Genomic DNA, 1248 nt, shown 5'->3' on the forward strand with positions numbered 1-1248 from the left:
GGAGCATGTCAACGAGGTTTTCCGAATCACGGAAATACACGTTGGCGGCCCCGAACAACAGCCCGAGCCCGGTGGCCAGGAAGCCCACAATGGCGAATCCGCCTACCGCCGCCAGGAGCTGGAACGCGTCCGGGTGCCACCCGGCGACGACGCATCCGATTACCAGGACAACGAGTTGGGGGAAGAAATGCACGGCCGATACCCAGACCGACGCCACCGGAAACAGCTCCCGGGGAAGATAGATCTTCTTAATCAGGTTGCCGTTGTTCACGATCGATCGCGCGGAGTTCCCGAGGGCTTCGGAGAAGAAGTTGATCAGCACGATTCCGGAGAAGAGATACACGGCATAGTTCGAGAGGCCGTCCGGGTTCCGTGCACTGCGTTCCAGGCCCAAGAAGACGCCCAAGGCCACATAGAACACGAGAAACTGCACAGCGGGCTTCACATAGGACCAAAGGAGACCCAGAACGGAGCCGCGGTAGCGGACTTTCAGTTCCTTGCGGACCAGCAGTTTCAGCAGAAAACTGGACTGGCGAAGATCCCGAAATCCACCACCGAGACCCGGGCGGGTCAATTCCCCGGAAATCGTGGTTGTCACGCTATTTCACTTCGCTCTGGGTGTGTTCTTCGAAGATTTTCTTCCAGGAATCCAGGGACGTAAGTTCCGGCATCGCCGCCTTGTACTGCTTGCTCAGCGACTGCCAGTCCTTGAGCAGGGCAGCGTGCAGGCGGCTGCTCTCGGTGAGCATTTCCCGCACGCGCTTGGGGTCCCGCTTGTACCAGGAAGCGCCGGTTCCTTCAGCGTTGGAGACGATGGCGCTGTCGAACTGCGCGATCCGCCACCAGCGGTTGTCCTGGTGCGCAATGTTGGTCTGCGGACGTTCCGCACTCGTCTTGGTGACCGGGCGGAACAACTGGCGTGCGACCGTCTTGGCAGCCCAGGGAAGGAGGGTGACCCTGGACGGCTGCGACACGCCGTGCCCGCGGCGCGGCGGCTTGTCCATCTTCGGCGTCGGGAAATCGTCCGCGTCGGCCTGGAAAATCGAGTCCGAGTAGCCGGCCATCATCTTCCGGATCTCGGGCAGCTTCGAGGGCAGCAGGTCCGGCAGGTCGGTCGGGCCCTTGAGAACATCCTCAAGCGCCCAGCCACGGCCGTGCGCGGTCGCATACTGCATCGACACGAGGTGCTTGATGTCCGCATACTGCGATTCGCGCACCACGCGGCCGCCGTGCTCGTAGGGGCTGTGG

Annotated in this window: 1 protein-coding gene and 1 pseudogene; both read right to left on the bottom strand. The window is 62.0% G+C overall.

What is annotated here, in order from left to right; translation table 11 throughout:
* A partial coding sequence (locus LQV45_RS33625; protein ID WP_230012130.1) for an ABC transporter permease occupies nt 1–598 on the bottom strand: 598 nt, incomplete at its 3' end.
* A gap of 1 nt (nt 599) precedes the next feature.
* A pseudogene (locus tag LQV45_RS33630) lies at nt 600–1248 on the bottom strand (glycosyltransferase family 2 protein); the annotation flags it as partial.

It is taken from the genome of Microbacterium sp. Bi128 (assembly GCF_918698205.1).